3 protein-coding genes are annotated in these 3,805 nt (G+C 72.4%); 2 read left to right on the forward strand and 1 reads right to left on the reverse strand.

Annotated elements, in window-relative coordinates:
* Positions 1–29 precede the first annotated feature (29 nt).
* A complete protein-coding gene (locus tag AB8Z36_RS32380) occupies positions 30–749 on the forward strand; it encodes a CTP synthase C-terminal region-related (seleno)protein (RefSeq protein WP_369216955.1) in 720 nt (239 codons plus the stop codon).
* Here the strand turns inward: AB8Z36_RS32380 and cyc2 are convergent.
* Positions 733–2,919: a germacradienol/geosmin synthase Cyc2 gene (cyc2, locus tag AB8Z36_RS32385; RefSeq protein WP_369216953.1), complete on the reverse strand. Its 2,187-nt coding sequence runs from the start codon at positions 2,917–2,919 to the stop codon at positions 733–735. The two genes, AB8Z36_RS32380 and cyc2, sit on opposite strands and share 17 nt — an antisense overlap.
* A 232-nt stretch (positions 2,920–3,151) precedes the next feature.
* Here cyc2 and AB8Z36_RS32390 point away from each other — a divergent pair, with 232 nt between their 5' ends.
* The gene (locus tag AB8Z36_RS32390; RefSeq protein WP_369216954.1) at positions 3,152–3,625 is read left to right on the forward strand and encodes a hypothetical protein; all 474 of its coding nucleotides are present in this window, start codon (positions 3,152–3,154) and stop codon (positions 3,623–3,625) included.
* Positions 3,626–3,805 lie beyond the last annotated feature (180 nt).

The following is a 3,805-nucleotide window of genomic DNA, read 5'->3' on the forward strand; positions in this document are numbered from 1 at the left end:
CCCCACCGCCCACCTCGGCGCCCGCCCGTATCGCCCTCGTGGGCGACCGCTCCCCCAACGTCGCGTCGCACAGCCGCGTACCGCTCCTCCTGCAGGCCCTGGCCGACCGCGACGGTCTCTGCCTCGACGCGTACTGGATCACGACCGAGGACGCGGAGGAGCCCGGTGCCGTACGGGGCTTCGACGCGGTCTGGGTGCTGCCGGGCAGCCCCTACCGCAGCGAGGCGGGCGCGCTGGCCGCCATCCGCACGGCCCGCGAGGACGGGGTGCCCTTCCTCGGGACCTGCGGCGGATTCCAGCACACGCTGCTCGAATTCGCCCGTGACGTCTGCGGTCTTACCGGTGTCGCGCACGCCGAGAACGACCCGGACGCCGACGACCTGCTCATCACGCCGCTCGCCTGCTCGCTGGTCGGCCACGAGGGGACGGTGACGGTCACCCCGGGTTCGCTCGCCGAGTCCGTCATCGGCGCGCCCACGTCGGTCGAGCGCTACCACTGCTCGTACGGTCCCAGTGCGCACCTGGACACCCTGCGCGCGCACGGTCTGCGGTTCACCGGCGCGGACGAGGCGGGCGAGCCGAGGATCGCGGAGCTGCCGGGCCATCCCTTCTTCATGGCCACGCTCTTCCAGCCCGAGCTGGCCGGTGACGGCTCGCGGCCGCACCCGGTCGTACGGGCGCTGGCCCGAGCCGCCGTCCTGCACGCGCGCGTGGGCGCCGAGAAGCCGGGCGTCAGCGCGGCACGGTGAGCGAGGGGGCCTTCGGCGCCAGGTCGGGCACGAAACGGTGCGTCCGCCCGGCCAGCTCGTCGGCCGCGTAACGGCGGCACGCGCGGTGCCAGTTGAGGATGCCCGCCATCCAGTTCTGAAGCTCCACCACGTAGCCGTCCAGGGTGGCGCGCGCCTGGGCCGAGAGCCGGAAGTCCTCGTACAGGACGGGGAACTCGTGCGCGGCGACGTGCTGGAACTGCCTCATGCGCTGGGTCATCAGGTCGTGGACGATGCCGAGCGCGGCCGGGTAGTCACAGCCGAAGAAGTTCTGGACGACCAGGATGCCGTTGTGGATCTCGCCCTCGTACTCGATCTCCTTCTGGTACGAGAAGACGTCGTTCACGAGCATCCCGTAGTCCATGGCGGCGTTCTCCAGGGACCTGACGGGGCCGCTGCGGTAGACCTCGGGAGGCACCGAGGGGCCGTGGCCCATGCGGCACAGGCGCATGGTCAGTTCGGAGCCGAAGGTGGCACGGCGCATCTCCAGGTAGTCGACCGGGTCGGGGATACGGTTCTGCACCTGGTTGGCGAGCTCCCACAGCCAGCTCTCCATCATGACGACGACGGTGTGCCTGAAGGCCTCGCGCTGACGTCCCGTCATGTTCCGTGTGGTGCGCGGCCACAGGTCGGTGAGGCCGCGCTCCAGGCCGTTGGCGGGGACGGTGACGGCTTCGGCCGCCCCTTCGCCCCTGGGCACGCCGGTCGGCATGCACCCGGCGAGGCGCTCGGTGCAGATCCGCGCGGCGGCGAGGTCACGGCGGTGGCCGAAGACGAGGGGGTAGTAGTCGTCGCCGTAGGTGCCCCAGGCGAGCCACTGCGAGCTGAGGTCGAGCGCTTCCGGGCTGCCGTCGGGGTCCAGGCCCGCCGCGCAGAGCGGGAGGTCGCAGGCGTCGAGCCGGTCCTCGTCCCAGACGCCCTCCGCCAGGATGCCCATGGCGTGCGACCAGGCGGTCACGTGCCGCCGGGCCGCGTCGACATGGGGGTTGAGGCGGAGCGGGAACGGCATCTCGAAGTCGGGCAGCAGCGAGGGGCCCACCTTCTGGAACGGCACGTGGGTGTAGGCGCGGAACCGTTCCGCCCCGGTGTCGGAGAGGAGCGCGCCGATGTCCGCCGCCGAGGTGCCGATGCCGGTGGGCCCGGCGAGCGGCGAGGTGTCGAGGGCGCCCTCGTTCATGTACCGGCTGGAGCGCAGATGCCACTCGTGGCCGCCGGACTGCCAGTCCTGGAGGCCCCGTGTGTACGCGGCGACGGCCGCGACCTCGGGCGGTGCGAGGCCCTTCTCCAGGGCGAGCGCGGGCACTTCGGTGAGGGCGGTGTGCTCGAACTGGTGCAGGCGTGAGGTCAGGATGCCGTTGACCGTGTCGGCTGCCTCCTGCGTCGTGCAGCCGAAGAAGGTCTCCAGGACGAGGACGCCGTTGCTCAGTTCGCCCTCGTCCTGGACCTCGCGCTGGTAGGAGAAGAGGTCGTTGCGCAGGTGGACGCCGTCGGAGAAGGTCTCCATCAGGACCCGGAGCGGCCGGGTCCCCGCGACGGCCGCCGGGATCTCGGCGGTCGCGTACTCCACGAGCCCCGCCGACCAGGGGGCGCCGCCCACCTTGCGGCGCATCTCGATGTACTCGACGGGGTTGGCGATCCGTCCCTCGTTGATGTTGGACAGCTCCCAGAGGGACTCGTTGAGCAGGTGTTCCGTGGCTTCGGCGAAGCGGCGGCGCCAGTCGGCGGACATCGCGGGCACCGTGCGCGCCCACAGGTCGGCGAGGCCCGCCTCCACCGGGTTCTCCGGCTCGGGCACGGGGGTCGTGAGGTCCATCGGCATGAAGCGGGGGAGCCGGTCCAGGTGGGCCTTGCCCGCGGCGCGGTCCTGGCTGCGTTTGTACCTGTCGAGGAAGTGGTCGTCGAAGAAGAAGACCCACACGTACCAGTCGGTGATCAGCGACAGCGCGGGGCCGTCGCAGTCGGGGTGGGTGTACGCGCACAACAATCCGTAGTCGTGTGCGTCGAGGTCGCTCTGCTCCCAGACGCCGGAACCTTCCAGCATGCCCATGTCGCGGGCCCACCGCGCCGAGTGCGCGCGCGCCTCGTCGAGGTGGGGGTTGAGCCGCGCCGGGTACGGCATGTAGAAGGCCGGCAGTTCGAACGGCTGCGTCATGGCCCGGCCCTACCCGGGGCCCTCCGGCGCCATCCGCGCGGCCGCAGATGATCGCACCATCGCGTGAATCAGGGGCGTGAAGGGGCGCACCGCGGGCGCACGGGGCGCGGGGGCGGTGGCGTGAATGCGCCACGCCGGGGCGGCGGCCGTCCCCGTGAATCACCGGTTTCCCCCCGGGCGCTCGGCTCACGCCTCTAGGCTGCGGTGCACGTCCCCGGAAGGAACAGCCGCCATGACCGACGTGCCGCCGCGCGCGGAGCTCCTCCTCGACCAAGAGGTCCCCGACGACCTCGCCGAGGAACTGGTCGCCGCGCTCGCCGGGCTCGGCGCCCCGCCCGTCCGCGTCCGCCGCACCCTCGGCCACCGCGGCGCCGCGGACGTCCCCTGGCTGGTCCTGGCCTCACTGCCGTTGCAGGCGTTCCTCAGCGGTCTGGGCGCGGAGGCGGTCAAGGACGCGTACGCGGCGTTCAAGGGGCTCGTACGGAAACTGGCGCGCCCCGCGTCGCCGGACGACCCGGGCGAGGCGCGGCCGCTGCTGCTCCAGGACCCGGTGGGCGGCCTGAGCATCGTCCTGGAGGCCGACCTGCCCGCCGAGGCGTACGAACGGCTCGTCGGCCTCGACCTGACGGCTTTCTCGACGGGACCGCTGCACTACGACCGCGCCCAGGGACGCTGGCGCTCCATCCTTGACGAGGCCGCCGGCTGACCCGCCGGCCGGAGCACGCGGCGTCGCGCTCGCCGTGGATCGGGGGCTGACTGTGACTGCGCAGATCGCGGACACGGGACACGACCATGCGGAACAGTCCTGCGCCGACGGGGAGAAGGCCCTGTCCGCCGGGACCCCGGAAGCGGCGGAGCGCGCGTTCCACGAGGCACTGGCGACGAC

It is taken from the genome of Streptomyces flavofungini, assembly GCF_041028215.1.
GTDB classification, from domain to species: Bacteria; Actinomycetota; Actinomycetes; order Streptomycetales; family Streptomycetaceae; genus Streptomyces; species Streptomyces flavofungini_B.